The organism is Kribbella sp. NPDC048928 (genome assembly GCF_043197975.1).
Lineage (GTDB): Bacteria > Actinomycetota > Actinomycetes > Propionibacteriales > Kribbellaceae > Kribbella.
Genome location: NZ_JBICUC010000010.1, coordinates 217,746 through 231,657 on the forward strand (window position 1 = coordinate 217,746; position 13,912 = coordinate 231,657).

14 protein-coding genes are annotated in these 13,912 nt (G+C 68.6%); 7 read left to right on the forward strand and 7 right to left on the reverse strand.

Annotation, left to right across the window (positions count from 1 at the left end):
* Positions 1–41: 41 nt before the first annotated feature.
* Complete coding sequence (locus tag ACGFI6_RS36035) at positions 42–1,370, reverse strand: Gfo/Idh/MocA family protein (RefSeq protein WP_393126762.1); 1,329 nt, start codon at positions 1,368–1,370, stop codon at positions 42–44.
* A 10-nt stretch (positions 1,371–1,380) separates the two neighbouring features.
* Complete coding sequence (locus tag ACGFI6_RS36040) at positions 1,381–2,043, reverse strand: SGNH/GDSL hydrolase family protein (RefSeq protein ID WP_393126764.1); 663 nt, start codon at positions 2,041–2,043, stop codon at positions 1,381–1,383.
* A gap of 101 nt (positions 2,044–2,144) precedes the next feature.
* Between ACGFI6_RS36040 and ACGFI6_RS36045 the strand changes: the two genes are divergently transcribed.
* Entirely contained in the window at positions 2,145–3,401 is a 1,257-nt protein-coding gene (locus ACGFI6_RS36045; RefSeq protein ID WP_393126766.1) for a putative glycoside hydrolase, read from the forward strand.
* Between the two features lie 6 nt (positions 3,402–3,407).
* Here ACGFI6_RS36045 and ACGFI6_RS36050 read toward each other — a convergent pair whose 3' ends face one another.
* Positions 3,408–4,406: a LacI family DNA-binding transcriptional regulator gene (locus ACGFI6_RS36050; protein ID WP_393126768.1), complete on the reverse strand. Its 999-nt coding sequence runs from the start codon at positions 4,404–4,406 to the stop codon at positions 3,408–3,410.
* Between the two features lie 184 nt (positions 4,407–4,590).
* Between ACGFI6_RS36050 and ACGFI6_RS36055 the strand changes: the two genes are divergently transcribed.
* The 6 genes from ACGFI6_RS36055 to ACGFI6_RS36080 are packed head-to-tail and all read left to right on the forward strand — an operon-like array spanning position 4,591 to position 10,443.
* On the forward strand, positions 4,591–6,201 hold the full coding sequence (locus ACGFI6_RS36055) for an ABC transporter substrate-binding protein (protein ID WP_393126770.1): 1,611 nt from the start codon (positions 4,591–4,593) through the stop codon (positions 6,199–6,201).
* The gene (locus ACGFI6_RS36060; RefSeq protein WP_393126772.1) at positions 6,198–7,202 is read left to right on the forward strand and encodes an ABC transporter permease; all 1,005 of its coding nucleotides are present in this window, start codon (positions 6,198–6,200) and stop codon (positions 7,200–7,202) included. The genes ACGFI6_RS36055 and ACGFI6_RS36060 overlap by 4 nt, the downstream gene beginning before the upstream one ends.
* Positions 7,202–8,092, forward strand: coding sequence for an ABC transporter permease (locus ACGFI6_RS36065; RefSeq protein ID WP_393126991.1), 891 nt, complete (start codon positions 7,202–7,204; stop codon positions 8,090–8,092). The genes ACGFI6_RS36060 and ACGFI6_RS36065 overlap by 1 nt, the downstream gene beginning before the upstream one ends.
* Complete coding sequence (locus ACGFI6_RS36070; protein WP_393126774.1) at positions 8,089–9,075, forward strand: ABC transporter ATP-binding protein; 987 nt, start codon at positions 8,089–8,091, stop codon at positions 9,073–9,075. The genes ACGFI6_RS36065 and ACGFI6_RS36070 overlap by 4 nt, the downstream gene beginning before the upstream one ends.
* Positions 9,059–10,018 (forward strand): ABC transporter ATP-binding protein, encoded by a 960-nt coding sequence (locus ACGFI6_RS36075; protein WP_393126776.1) that lies wholly within the window; start codon positions 9,059–9,061, stop codon positions 10,016–10,018. The genes ACGFI6_RS36070 and ACGFI6_RS36075 overlap by 17 nt, the downstream gene beginning before the upstream one ends.
* Before the next feature lie 17 nt (positions 10,019–10,035).
* Positions 10,036–10,443 (forward strand): PASTA domain-containing protein, encoded by a 408-nt coding sequence (locus ACGFI6_RS36080; protein ID WP_393126778.1) that lies wholly within the window; start codon positions 10,036–10,038, stop codon positions 10,441–10,443.
* Here the strand turns inward: ACGFI6_RS36080 and ACGFI6_RS36085 are convergent, their stop codons facing one another.
* Genes ACGFI6_RS36085 through ACGFI6_RS36100 form a run of 4 tightly spaced genes read right to left on the reverse strand, consistent with a single transcriptional unit; the run spans position 10,444 to position 13,905 of the window.
* A complete protein-coding gene (locus ACGFI6_RS36085; RefSeq protein ID WP_393126779.1) occupies positions 10,444–11,283 on the reverse strand; it encodes a phosphoenolpyruvate hydrolase family protein in 840 nt (279 codons plus the stop codon).
* A complete protein-coding gene (locus ACGFI6_RS36090) occupies positions 11,280–12,518 on the reverse strand; it encodes a Tm-1-like ATP-binding domain-containing protein (protein WP_393126781.1) in 1,239 nt (412 codons plus the stop codon). Before ACGFI6_RS36090 ends, ACGFI6_RS36085 begins: the two co-directional genes overlap by 4 nt.
* Positions 12,518–13,603 carry a Gfo/Idh/MocA family protein gene (locus ACGFI6_RS36095; RefSeq protein WP_393126783.1) on the reverse strand — a complete coding sequence of 362 codons (1,086 nt, stop codon included), beginning with the start codon at positions 13,601–13,603 and terminating at the stop codon, positions 12,518–12,520. Before ACGFI6_RS36095 ends, ACGFI6_RS36090 begins: the two co-directional genes overlap by 1 nt.
* Positions 13,600–13,905, reverse strand: coding sequence for an EthD family reductase (locus tag ACGFI6_RS36100; RefSeq protein WP_393126785.1), 306 nt, complete (start codon positions 13,903–13,905; stop codon positions 13,600–13,602). Before ACGFI6_RS36100 ends, ACGFI6_RS36095 begins: the two co-directional genes overlap by 4 nt.
* Positions 13,906–13,912 lie beyond the last annotated feature (7 nt).

Below are 13,912 nucleotides of genomic sequence, written 5' to 3' on the forward strand. Positions count from 1 at the left end.
GGTGAGGCCAGGCCGGGGTGGGTGCGCGGTTGGGGTCGGGGTTAGGTGTTGGGGTTTTGGGAGGCCAGGAGGTTCGGGAGGTTGACGGGCTGGTGGGTGGTGAGGGACTGGGTCAGGGCATCGCCCATGGCTACCGCGTAGGCGGCCTCGGTGGTGGTGGCCATCAGACCCAGTTCGATGGATTCGGGGCTCGGGCCGGTGAACAGGTCGCGGCGCATCAGGGGATCCGCGCCGCCGTGTCCACCGGCCTCGGGCTGTACGTCGATGGTGCGGCTCGGGCCGAACAGCTCGGCGACGGTGATCTGGTCGGAGCCGGGGAGAGCGGCGCCGTCGACGGTCCGTCCGTGCAGCAACGAGATCGAGCCGTGCGTACCGGAGATGCCGGCGCGGAACCCTTCCCACGTGCTGGAGAAGTCCACCGAGTACGTCAGCGAGGCTCCATCCGGGTAGCGGGCGATCGCGCTGTACGTGTCCTCGACGTCGATCTCCGCGTCGTACAGGTACAGAGACTGCGACGCCGGATACTGCTCGGGGTAGTGCAGTCCGAAGAGCCCCGCACGGGCCGTGTCGTCGTCGGTGGGGAAGACGCCGGATCCCTGCTGGGCAAGGAAGTACGGGTCGTCGGTGCGGGTAGCCGCCCGGTGCGGGCTCGACGGCCCGTAGTAGTTCAGGGCGCCGTACCCGAAGATCTCCTCCGGGACGGCGCCGATCCACCAGTTGAGCAGGTCGAAGTGGTGCGACGACTTGTGCACCTGCAGCCCACCGGACAGCGCGCGGCGGCGGTTCCAGCGCAGGAAGTAGCTCGCGCCGTGCCGCAGGTCGACGTGGTAGTCCATGACGACGCGCGTGATCCGCCCGATCGTGCCCGCCTGGATGAGCCGCTTCACCTCGCGATGCGCCGCCGGGTAGCGGAAGTTGTGCGTGACCTGGACCGTTCCGGCCGACTCCCGTTCGGCGGCGAGGACGGCGCGGGCGGCGGCGGCCGTGGTGACCATCGGCTTCTCGGTGATCACGTCGACGTCGTGCCGCAGCGCGCCGAGGATGTACTGCTCGTGCGTGTGGTCCGGCGACGTCACGATCACCGCGTCCGGTACGACTGAGTCGAGCATCTGGTCGTACTGCCGCTGCGTGAAGTACGGCACCGGGTTACGACCGAGGCGTTCCAGGGCCCGGTTGAACTCGGCGACCCGGTCCGCGTCGGTGTCGACGATCGCCACCACCTCGGCGTACCCGGACAGGTCGTCCTCGTCGCTGCCGTACCCGAAGCCGCCGTCCGTGGTCCGGTCGGTGAGGTCGAGGATCGGCAGGACGAAGCTGGCGAGGCCGCGGGCGGACAGGCCGCAGACGGCGTACCGGCGGATGGAGGGCATCGGGTCTCCTTCAGACGAGCAGCCGGCAGCAGGCGCTGTCGGCGGCGTACAGGCCAAGACTCTCGAAGAGGGTGCGTGCGATCACCCGGTGGCCGCGGCCGCCCGGATGGATGGGGTCGGCCATCCACTCGGCCGGAGCCCAGCCGTCGCCGGCCGCGGTCCAGCGCGCGAAGTGGTCGACCAGCAAGACATCATGCTTGGCGGCGACGGTGCGGATGGTCTCCGCGTACGCGGGCAGGTGGTCGCCGAGGTGGTAGCGGCAGGTCCGCAGTACGGCCGGCGGCGTCTGCGCGACCACGATCGCGCCGGTGTGCAGGATTGTGCTGAGCAAGGTGTCGTAGCGGCTGGCGAACTGCTCGACGCCGTCCGCGCCGGCCTTGGCGTCATTCGTACCGACGCCGATGACGACGACATCCGGTGCGAGGTCGAGTGCGGCGGGGAGCCGGCCGAGGGTGTCCTCGGTGGTTGCTCCGGAGACGGCCCAGCGGACGAACGAGTCGCCGGAGCGGGTGAGCTCGTAGCGGACGCGTTCCTCGAGCAGTTGTACGTAGTCGCGCTCGGCGCCGGTCCAGTGCGCGCCCTGGGCGATGCTGTCGCCGATCGTGGACCAGCGGATCGGCTCTGCCGACTGCAACGCGGCCGTCACGGCCGGCCCTCCGGTGCTGTTCGCCATGCCGGATACGATAGCAAGATTCTCTGCTATTGCGACAAACGTTTGCAGTCCGTATCGTCCGGCGCACCGTGCTCTTCCGCTGATCGACGAGAGGACTGTTGATGAGACTTCGCCGAATGTCCCTGGCCGCGGTGATCGCCGCCGCCGGCCTGGGAATGCTCGCACCTATGGCGCAGGCGGCCGACCCAGGTCGGGCGGGTGGCGCGTGCGCGCCGGCGGCCGGGGACGTACCGCTGCCGGTGACGCAGGATCATGGCGTCCTGCAGGCGCAGGTGTTCGACCGTCAGGTGCCGGATCCGTCGGTGTACGCGGGTCGCGTCGGCTTCGTCTGGGCCGCGCTGCAGTCCGCGCAGCCGCAGGGCGTGCTCGCCAGTTCGTACGTCACCGCGTTCCGCAACGCGCCTGCTCGGCAGTACACGCCGGAGTGGTTCAAGACGAACCACCCGGACTGGATCGAGTACACCGCCGACCGGACCACACCGGCCTGGGAGTTCAACAACCAGGTCTACACGCCGATCGACATCGGCAACCCCGAGGTACGGCAGTGGTTCACCAGCACGCTGATCGATCCCGCGATCGCCGCCGGCTTCAAGGTGATTGCCGTCGACAACATCGGCGTCCGGAACGACTTCCATGTCAGCGGGCATTACGACCAGGCCGGGAACTGGGTGCAGCAGTTCGGCGCCGATCCGAAGGATCCGGCGTGGGTGGCCGACGTGCTCGACTGGCTGCGGTACCTGCGGGACTATGCGCACGCCCGCGGCGTCGCGGTCGCGTTCAACCTGACGTTCAACGGCAGTCTGCACGACGAGTTCCAGGACAAGTCGCCGGAGTATCTGGCGGCGATCGACCAGATGATCGACATCTCCGACATCTGGCTGAACGAGCAGGGCTTCACCGTGCACCGCGTCGAGAACGTTGTCGACGACGAGTGGCAGCTGATGTTCGACCTGCTGCGCCGGCACCGTTGTAAGCCGTCCGTGGTGATGAACAAGCTGCCTACCGACTACTGGAACCAGGCGACGCCCGAACAGCGCCAATGGGTCGTCGCGAACTACCTCCTGTACCGCGAAGCGCCCGCGATGCTCGAGACCACCGGCCGCAAGGACTACGCAGCCTTCAACGAGATCCCGGAACTGTCGGCCGACCTCGGCACTGCGATCACCCCACCCGTACGCCGCGGCCCGACGCTCTGGACCCGCTTGTACCGCGAGGGTCTGACCGTGGTGAACCCGTCATCGACCCAGGCTGCCGACCTGATCCTCCCGGCCGGCACCTACACAGACCTGCACGGAGTCCAGTACTCCGGCCGGATCACCGTCCCCGCCAACACCGGCCTGGTCCTGAAGAAGAGCTGACGTCAGCTACCGGAGCTCGGCCGGCGGAATGCCGGTCGAGCCTCGGATCACCAAGCGGGTCTCGAGTTTGACGGTGCTCGGGGCGGGCGCGTCTTCGCCCTCGCGGAGCTGGTCGAGGAGCAGATCCACGGCGGCGGAGCCCAACTCGGCGGCGGGGACGTGGATGGACGTGAGCATCGGGTGCGTGACCGTCGAGAGCGGGCTGTCGTCGATGCCGATCACGCTGATCTCGCGGCCGACCTGCAGGCCGCGTTCGGTGAGCCGGGACATGACGCCCAGCGCGATCAGGTCGTCGTACGCGATCGCGGCCGCGACCTCGGAGGACTGCAACAGGTCGGCGGCCCGCATGCCGGCCTGGATCTGCGGCTCGAACGGCCCGAGCTCGCGCAGCTCGACGTCGTTCAGCTCGCAGGCGGCCGCGAGCGCGTCGCGGCGCTGCTGGTTCGACCAGGAGCGTCTCGGGCCGGCCAGGTAGGTGATGCGGCGGTGGCCGAGCGAGACCAGGTGCTCGACCGCCTCTTGCATTCCTTCGTTCTCGTCGATCACCACGCTGCCGGCGCCTTCGACCTCACGGTTCACGAACACCACCGGGAGTTGCTGGGCGAGCCGGGTCAGCTCGGCGGGTGCGGTCCGCGGCGATGCCAGGATCAGCCCGTCGACCTGCCGGCTCAGTCCGCGGGCGAGCTCGAGCTCGTCGGCGACGTGTTCGTCGGTGTCGGCGATCAGTACCGCGTACCGCTTGTCGCGGGCGCGGGCCTGCACCGACTTGATGATCGGCGGGAAGAACGGGTTCGCGATGTCCGGGACGACCAGGCCGACGGTGTCCGTACGGCCCGACACCAGCGACCGGCCGGCCCGGCTCGGTGCGTACCCGAGCTGCCGGGCGACCCGTTCGATCCGGGACCGGGTCTCGGCGTTCACCTTCTCCGGGTCGGTCAACGCCCGTGACACGGTCGAGGTCGACACGTTGCAGGCCGCGGCCACCTCCGCCAGCGTGACTGCCAAGGCAAGCTCCCCAAGGTCGCGTACGGATAGGTCCCGGCATCGTAGCGCAAACGATTGCCGCTGCTCTGGACTCTGATTGTAACCACTTGGCCCGGTTTCCACTGCAAACCGTTGACTCTTGCTGCAAACGTTGGCAGTCTCATCTCACCCCGGCCGGTCCGGCCGGGGACCGAAGGGAGATCCCGTGCGCTCCAGAGTGAAACTGACAGCGGTTGTGGCTGGTCTGGCCCTGCTGTCCTCGGTGACGGCCTGTTCCGGAGGCGCCGCGGGTGGGGCCGCCGCGAAGGCCGCGCCGCTGACGGTCGCCGCGTACTCGCAACCGACGTTGCAGCCGAACTTCAACCCGTTCTCGGTGAACGCCTTGCGCGGCACGATCGGGCTGATCTACGAGCAGTTGTTCGACTTCAACACCGCGCACGAGAACGAGTTCATGCCGAGCCTGGCGACCAAGTACACCTGGGCGCCCGGCGGCAAGGCGATCGACCTCGCGCTGGACAACCGCGCGAAATGGGCCGACGGCAGCGCGCTGACCGCGGACGACGTGATCTTCACGTTCGACTTCATGAAACAGCACCAGCTGCTGGCGCTGCCGATCGACAAGGTGACCAAGACCGCCGACGGCGTGCATCTCACCTTCACCAAGCCGGCGTACGCCGCTCTCCAGGATCTGGGCCGCACCGTGATCGTGCCGAAGAAGGTGTGGACCGGCAAGGACCCGGACACCGACACCAACCTGAAGCCGATGGGCTCCGGTCCGTACGAGCTCGGTCAGGTGACCGGCCAGCAGGCCACGTTCAAGGCGCGCGACGACTACTGGAAGCAGAAGGTCCCGGTCCCGCAGATCACGTACGTGACCACGAGCAGCACCAACCTGCTCGCCCAGCAGCTGGTCCGGCACGAGGTCGACCTGGCGTACGCCGGGATCCCGGACGTCAAGAACCAGTACGTGCAGAAGAACGCGGCGCAGAACCATCTCTGGCCGGTCTACGCGAGCATGAAGCCGCTGATGCTGAACCTGACCCGCAAGCCGTTCGACGACGTGCACGTCCGCAAGGGCATCGCGCTGTCGATCGACCGGCAGGCCGTCACCGATGCGTACAACCCGGGCGTCTACGAACCGGTCGGCCCGACAGGGTTGTACCAGGGCACCTGGTCGAAGTGGGTCGACCCCGCGGACCGCGACCCGGTGAAGCCGGACAAGGCGGCCGCGCTGGCGGAGTTCGCGCAGGCCGGGTACAAGGAGCAGGGCGGCAAGCTGATCGGTGCCGACGGCAAGCAGTTGAAGCTGCGGATCCTCACCGTCAGTGCGTTCGCAGATGGCATGGCGTACACGCAGGAACTGGCCGGCCAGCTGGCCGCGCTGGGTATCGACGCGGCGGTGAACGGCGTGCCGTCCGCGGCGTACACCGGTGACGAGGACAAGCGGGACTTCGACGCGATCTACGGCGACGCGTTCACCTTCGGTACGAACCCGTACACGTTCTACAACAGGATGCTGTCGAAGAAGTCGAAGACGAACGTGGTCGGCTGGGACGACCCGGCTACCGAGGCGGCGCTCGGCGCGCTCGCCCAGGCCGCGCCCGACGCCCAGCTGGCGGCGTCGAAGCCACTGCAGCAGATCATGGTCACCCAGCTCCCGGTCATCCCGGTGGCCGTGAAGGGTACGCCGTACATGTACAACACCGAGCACTGGACCGGCTGGCCGACCGCCGACGATCCGTACACGACGCCGGACCCGGGCGCGATCAGCGGGGTGTTCGCGGCGAAGCTGTTCTTGTCCCTGAAGCCGGCATGACCCGACTCCGGAACGCGCCGATCGTCCAGCGGATCGGGTTCTACCTGATCGCCGCCTGGTCCGCTGTCACGATCAACTTCGTCCTCCCGCGGTTGATGCCGGGCGACCCGGCGTCGGCGATCCTGTTCAAGATGGCCGAGCTCGGGCCGGTGTCGGAGCAGCAGGAGGAGTTGGTGCACCGGCTGTTCGGCGGTGCGCGCGGGCAGTCCTGGTGGCACGAGTACGTCAGCTATCTGAACGGGATCGTGCACCTGGACTTCGGGCGGTCGATCTCGTTCTACCCGGCGACCGTGTCGTCCGTGGTGAAGTCCGGGTTCTTGTGGACGCTGCTGCTGGTCGGCAGCGCGACCGTGATCGCGTTCGTGCTCGGCACCAGCCTCGGCATCCTGGCCGGCTGGCGGCCGGGCCGGGCGATCGACTCGGTCGGCAGCCTGGTCTCGATCTTCCTGCACTCGATGCCGTACTTCTGGGTGGCGCTGATCCTCGCCTACGCGTTCGCGTTCACGCTCGGCTGGTTCCCGCTGTCCGGCGGCGCCGATCTCGGGCTGGTGCCCGGGTTCACGCCGGACTTCCTCGGCAGCGCGGTCCGGCACGCGATGTTGCCAGCCGCAACGATCGTGCTGACGTCGGTGAGCGGCTGGATGATCCACATGCGCAACATGATGGCCTCGGTGGTGAACGAGGACTACGTGTTGCTCGCGCAGGCCAAGGGGCTGGCCGGGCACCGGGTGGTGTTCTCGTACGCGGCGCGGAACGCGGTCCTGCCGAGCATCAGCGGCTTCGCGGTCTCGATCGGGATGGTGGTCGGCGGCTCGCTGCTGACCGAGATGGTGTTCAACTATCCGGGGCTCGGCAGCCTGCTCAACCAGGCGATCGTGAACGTGGACTACCCGTTGATGCAGGGCCTGTTCCTGATCATCTCGCTGACCGTCCTGGCGGCGAACTTCGTGGTCGACTCGCTGTACGTGCTGATCGACCCTCGTACCCGGGAGATGTCGTGATGGGGCGCGATCGCAAAGTGACCGTGGGGCTGGCGATCCTGATCGTAATGCTGCTGATCGCGATCTTCGGACCGATCCTGGTGACTTCGCTGCTCGGGCAGTCGCCGACCAAGTTGCATGCCGGTCCGCCCTCGGCTGCGCCGTCGGGTGCGCACTGGCTTGGTACGACGTCGTCGGGCGTGGACGTGTTCGCGCAGTTCATCACCGGCACCCGCGTCTCGGTGTTCGTGGGACTCGTCGGTGGGACGATCTCGACGTTCCTCGCCGTCGTGTTCGGGCTCGTCAGCGGCTACCACAAGGGAAAGGCCGGTGCGGCGCTGACCGGGTTCGTGAACATCTTCCTGGTCATCCCTGGACTGCCGCTGCTGCTCCTGATCGCCAGCTATACAAGGGGTCGTGGCGGGTGGCCGGCGGTCGCGTTGATCATCGGCCTGACCAGTTGGGCCGGTGGTGCGCGCGTCAAGCGGGCGCAGACGCTGTCGCTGCGGAACCGGGATTTCGTCTCCGCCGCGCGGTACAGCGGCGACAAGCAGAGCCGGGTGTTGTTCATGGAGGTCGTGCCGCACCTCGCACCGGTGATCGCGTCGACGTTCCTGTTCGCGGTGGTCGGCTCGATCGCGGCCGAGGCGGGGCTGGACTTCATCGGCGCCGGCAACACCAACACGGTCAGCTGGGGCACGATGCTCTACTGGGCGCAGTCGCAGGGCGCGTTGCAGAGCGGTGCCTGGTGGTGGTTCCTGCCGCCGGGCCTCGGCATCGCCCTGGTCGGTACGGCAGCAGGCCTCGTCAACTTCGGTATCGACGAACTGTCCGATCCACGTCGCCGTACGCTGCGGACCTCCTCCCGCAAACCCAAGCGTCGTGCCAAGCAGAAGGTGGTGACGGCATGACGTTGCTCGAAGTGCGTGACCTGGTGGTGGAGTACAGCGCGGAGGTGCGGGCCGTCGACAAGGTGTCGTTCGACGTCGGACGCGGTGAGATCTTCGGCGTGCTGGGGGAGAGCGGTAGCGGCAAGACCACGCTGATGACCGCGATCACCCGGTTGCAGCGCCCGCCCGCGCGGATCGCCGGCGGCACAGTGACGTACCGGCCCGCCACAGGGGATCCGGTCGAGTTGATCGGCTGTACGGCGAAGCAGTTGCGCGAACTGCGCTGGGAACGGCTGGCCGTGGTCTTCCAGAGCGCGATGAGCTCGCTGAACCCGGTGATGCGGGTCGGTACGCAGTTCGCCGACGCGATCCGTGCGCACCGGGCGATGAAGCGCGCCGAGGCGTGGCAGCGCGCCGCCGAACTGCTCGAACTGGTCGGCATTCCGCGCGACCGCGTGCGCAGCTACCCGCACGAACTGTCCGGCGGGATGCGGCAGCGGGCGGCGATCGCGTTGTCGCTCTCCTGTCAGCCGGACCTGATTGTGATGGACGAGCCGACGACCGCGGTCGATGTGGTGATGCAGCGGCAGATTCTCGACAACCTGAAGGAGCTGCAGGCAACGTTCGGGTTCTCGGTCCTGTTCGTCACGCACGACCTGTCGCTGCTCGTGGAGCTCGCCGACCGGATCATGGTGATGTACGCCGGGCGGGCCGTCGAGATCGCGTCCGCACAGGACATCTATCGCGACCCGAAACACCCGTACACGCAAGGATTGCGGGACTCGTTCCCGTCACTGCACGGACCGCGCCGGGAACTGCGCGGGATCGGCGGCACACCGCCCGACCTGCGCCGGCTGCCGGCCGGCTGCGCGTTCGAACCCCGCTGCCCGCAGCGCGTCGACGACTGCCGGGAGACGTTGCCCGCGCTGATCGAGCGCGACCGTACGCAGGCGGCCTGCCTGCTGCTCGACCGTCAGGAGGCCGGCCATGCTGGAGGCCGTTGACATCACCAAGCGGATGCCGCTGCACGGGCGGCGGCACGGGCAGTGGTTCACCGCGGTCGACTCGGCGTCGCTGACGCTGGAGGCCGGGAAGGTGGTCGCACTCGTCGGTGAGAGCGGTTCGGGCAAGAGCACGCTCGCGCGGATCCTCACGCTCGGCGACGAGCCGTCGGCCGGCACGATCCGCCTGGCCGGCAGGGAGGTCAGCGGCCGTCGCCGCGCCGACCGGCAGGCACACTTCGGTCAGGTGCAGCTGATCATGCAGGACCCGTTCGCCTCGCTGAACCAGTTGCACAAGGTGCGCTACATCCTCAGCCGCCCGCTGCGGAACTTCGGGGTGGCCGGCGACCTGCGGCAGCGAATCATCGAGCTGCTCGAACGGGTCAACCTGACGCCGGGGGAGCAGTACCTCGACAAGTACCCGCACGAGCTGTCCGGTGGCCAATGGCAACGGGTCGCGATCGCCCGCGCGCTCGCGGCCGGTCCGGCGGTGCTGATCGGTGACGAGCCGGTGTCGATGCTCGACGTGTCGATCCGCCTCGACGTACTGCGGCTGTTCGCGGACCTGTGCGCGCAGGACGGGCTGGCGATGCTGTACATCACGCACGACATCGCCAGCGCCCGGTACTTCGCCGACGAGATCAACGTGATCTACGCGGCCCGGATGGTCGAGGGCGGGCCGGCCGAGGAGGTGACGCAACGGCCGCGGCACCCGTACACGCAACTGCTGCTCGAGTCCTCGCCGGACCCCGATCGGGACAGCGAGCGCACGGCGCTGCCGATCGTCGACGCGGCGAACGAGTCGGTCGACCGGGAGCAGGAGCTCGCGGGCTGCCCGTTCGCGGCCCGCTGCCCGCACGCGATGCCGGTCTGTACCGAGAAGCCACCGCCGCGGACCACCTTCACCGACGGTCACTGGTCGCGGTGCTGGTTACACGAGGAGTAATGGGGTATTGGTAGAGAGTGACTCGGGCAATCGTCGTGGGTGCGGCAACGGTCGGGCTGGCGCTGTCCCTGCTGACCGCGTGCGGAGGATCCGGCGCGGGCGGGACCCAGCCCACCGCGACGGCCGCCGCAACCGTCACTCAGACGGTTCTGCCCTCGCAGAACACGTCCACCCAGCCGTCGGTTGTGCGGCCGTCTGCGCAGCAGGGCGTGGTACCGAATGTCGTGGGGCTGAACCATCAATTGGCTCAAGACACCATGCAGGCGGCCGGCTTCTACTTCTTGACCGAAGAGGACGCCACCGGGCAGGGCCGGCTGCTGATCAACGACCGGAACTGGGTCGTCGTCTCCCAGCAGCCCGCCGGTGGTACCAAGGCCGCACCCGACACGAAGATCGTCCTGCGCTCCAAGAAGATCGGGGAATAGCTACCGGCGCGTCGGCCGGATCTCGTGGTAGCTGCGCATGTGGTCGACCATCGCGATCTCCGTCGGCAGCCGCTCCATGCTGGAGGCGCCGAGGAACCCGGAGATGCCGCTGACCTTCTCGAGGATGTGGCCGGCGTCCTCGGGCGTGGCGATCGGACCGCCGTGGCAGATCACCAGCGCGTCCGGATCGACGGCGACGATCGCGTCCCGGAGCAGCGTGACCAGCTCGATGGAGTCGTCCAGAGTCAGTGACGTACGGGCGCCGATCATGCCGTTGGTGGTCAGGCCCATGTGCGGGACCAGGATGTCCGCGCCCGCCTCGGTCATCGCGGTCGCCTCCTCCGCACTGTGCACGTACGCGAGTGTGACGAGGCCGCGCTCGCGGGCGGCGGCGATCATCTCCACCTCGCGGTAGAAGCCGAGCCCGGTCTCCTCCAGGTTCGCGCGGATCATGCCGTCGAACAGGCAGACCGTCGGGTAGTTCTGGACGCCCGCGAACCCGGCCGCCTTCACCTGGTCCAGGAAGCGCGGGATGTCACGGAACGGATCGGTGCCGCAGACACCCGCCATCACCGGCAGCTGGTCGGTGACCGGCAGCACCTCGTTGCCCATCTCCATCACGATCGCGTTCGCGTCGCCGTACGGCATCAGGCCGGCCATCGAGGAGCGGCCGGCCATCCGGTACCGGCCGGAGTTGTAGATCACGACGAAGTCCAGGCCGGCCGCCTCGGCGCACTTGGCGGACAGGCCGGTGCCCGCGCCGCCGCCGATGATCGGGCGCCCTTCGGCGACCTTGCGGCGGTACTGGGCAAGCAGCTCGGTACGTGACTTGGTGTTCACGGTGTCTCCTTCTTCAGCCAGGTGGCCAGCAGCTCCACGGCGGTGCCGGACACCACCGGGTCGTTGATGTCGGTGTCGAAGTCGTACAGGTCGATGCCGGGTCGCAGCCCGTCTTTCAGCGCGCGGTACAGCGCCTGGTCCGCGTCCGGGTCGTGGAAGGCCGCGCCTGGTACGGACAGCTGGGACAGTCCGCAGTGCGGGAAGAGGACGGCGACCGGGGCGGTCGACGGGTTGAGTCGTGCGGCCATCCGTCGGCCGAGTTCGGTGCACTCGTCCGGCGTCGTACGCATCAGCGTCACCGCCGGGTTGTGCGGGTGAAGCCGGCGGTCGGCGAACTCGGTCGGTACGGTGCCGGAGAAGTTGACCATGTCGAGCGCGCCGACGCTGACCACCTGCGGTACGCCCGTACTCGCCGCGGCCGTCAACCGGCCGGGCCCGGCGGAACAGACCCCACCGACCAGCTCGTCGGCGAGTTCGGTGGTGGTCAGGTCCGCGACGGCCTCGATGGTGCCGTTGCGGATCAGGGACTCCAGCGTGCGGCCGCCGACCCCGGTGCAGTGGAACGTCAGCGCCTCGACTCCGTACGTCGACAGGCCCTGGACGACTGCGGATCCGGCGGCTGTCGTGACGCCGAACATGCTGACGCCGACGGTCGGTACGCTGCAGGCCAGCTCCTGCTCGGTGCGCCCCGCCATCCCCACGACGGCGCGGGCGGCGTTGCCGAGGACCGGGCGGCTCAGGCGGTTCAGGCCGTTGATGTCGACGACCGGGTACATCAGGGTCAGGTCGGTCTCGCGGACGTACGCGCGGGTGTCGCCGGCCGCGATCGTCGAGACGAGCACCTTCGGGAAGCCGAACGGCAGCCGCCCGCAGATCTCGGCCATCACGTACGCCGCATTGGAGCCGCCGACCGCCAGTACGCCGTCCACCCGCCGCGCTGCGACAAGCTCCGCGAGCACGGCACCCGCACCGCGCGCCATCACCCGCATCGCGGCATTGCGGTCGTGCTCGCGCCGCAATTCGTCGAGAGCGCTGTTCGACCGGCCGCCGACCGCATCACGGAAGCCGGCGCCGGCGATGCGCTCCCGCGGGATGTCCGCGGTGACCGTGGGCTCGTCGAGGACGCCGATGTCGACGAGGAGGGGAGCAGCGCCCAGTGCACTGACCTGGTCGGCCAGGTAGGCGTACTCCGCTCCTTTCGTGTCGAGTGCGCCGACGAGCGCAATGGTCGGCATCAATGCGCCCCGTAGTCCGGCACCTCGATCTCGACACCGCCTTGCAGCGCCGACTGATGCGCGCAGATCCCCGGTGCCGTCCAGGTCGCCGCCGTGCGCGCGTCGACGCGGGGCTTGCGATCCTGCACGATGCTGGACACGAATTCGTGCACCAGATGTGGATGCGAACCACCGTGCCCGCCGCCGGTGAACGGCCGCAGGACCTCAGGCAGCAGGTCCGGCGCACCGGCCGGCTCGATGTCCGCCTCGCTGACCGCTCGGCCACGCCGGCCGTCGGCCATCGGCTGCATCCGGAACTCCTTCATCGGCCCGCCTTCGAGCTGCGGCCACTCCAGCGCTCCCTCGTCGCCGTAGACCGAGAAGCCCTCGAGATAACTCCGCCCGAGCTGGAAGAACGACATCGTCACGTTCGCGACGAGATCGTCCCCGGCCAGCTTGAACAACGCCGCCTCGGTCCCGAATCCGTCACCGGCGACCCCCACGTGGTCGGGCGTGAGCCGGCTGGACCCGACACACCGCACCGACTCGACGCGGGTGTTCGCCAGGGCGAGCGCGGGGGAGAGGGCGTGCGTGACGTAGTGCATGGGCGGATAGCCGCGCCAGTACTCGGGAAATCCGTCGAGGTTCTGCAGGTGGTCGCCCTTGAAGTAGCTGAGCTGCCCAAGGTGCCCATCGTCCAGGAGCGAACGGGCGTGGAAGAACTCGCGCGAGTACACCGCGGTCTCCATCATCATGTAGTTGCGCCGGGCATCGTCCTGCGCCGCGATCAGCGCGTCCAGGTCCTCGAGAGTCGTTGCCATCGGTACCGCCGACGCGCAGTGCCGCCCGGACTTCAGTACCTGCTGTACCTGCTCGGCGTGGAACCGCACCGGGGTGAGTAGATGCACTGCGTCCCAGCCGTCCGCGGCCAGCGCCTCGTCGAGCGACGCGAACCGATGGTCGATCCCGAGCCGGTCCGCGACTGCCGCCGTACGGGCCGGATCAGCGTCCACGACCGCGACCCGGCCGACGTCCGGATGCGCCTGGTAGATCGGGGCGAAGTCGGCGCCGAACCCCAGCCCGACCACGATCACGTCAATGCTCATACGGGCACCTCTCGTTCTTCTCCGAACAGGAAGACCGCGCCGCCGGTGGCGAAGTTCTCCAGGTCCTGGTTGGCGTCCTGACCGGCCTGCGAGTCGAGCACCAGCTCCAGGTCGGCGCGGCTGTCGGTGTAGAGCTCTGCCTGATAGTGGTACTGCGGCGGGGTCCCGTCCGGCGCCGGGTCGAAGCGGCACACGGTCCAGCGCTTCAGCCCGGACATCTTCTGCGCGAGCGGGATGTGCGTCTCGTCGTAGTACCGGTCGAACGCCTCGGTCGAGTCCGGCGGCCCGTACAGAACGGTCACCTTGTAC